Annotated in this window: 1 protein-coding gene; it reads left to right on the forward strand. The window is 63.7% G+C overall.

Annotation, left to right across the window (positions count from 1 at the left end; all coding sequences use genetic code 11):
- On the forward strand, window positions 1-292 hold a 292-nt coding region (locus EN807_RS34610; RefSeq protein WP_246684542.1), incomplete at both ends, for an ABC transporter substrate-binding protein.

The raw sequence follows: 292 nt of genomic DNA on the forward strand, positions 1-292 counted from the left end.
GCGCGTTGAGCGGCGTAATTATTTGGCCTTTAACACTCTCTCGGAGAAGGGGGCAGGCAGCACCAAGGCCCTGCAGGACCCGGCTTTTCGCGACGCGATCGGCTATGCGATCGACCAGAAGGCCATCGTCGACCGAGCTTACCGCGGGCACGCGGACCCTGGCGTGGGACTGGTAATGCCGGTGGCGGCCGATTACTATTCGGACCTAAACGACATCAGGCGCCACTTCGATCTCGCCGAAGCCAACCGCCGGCTTGACGCCGCAGGGTACCGGGACACGAACGGCGATGGC

The organism is Mesorhizobium sp. M5C.F.Ca.ET.164.01.1.1 (assembly GCF_004792125.1).
In the GTDB taxonomy this organism is placed as follows: domain Bacteria; phylum Pseudomonadota; class Alphaproteobacteria; order Rhizobiales; family Rhizobiaceae; genus Mesorhizobium; species Mesorhizobium wenxiniae.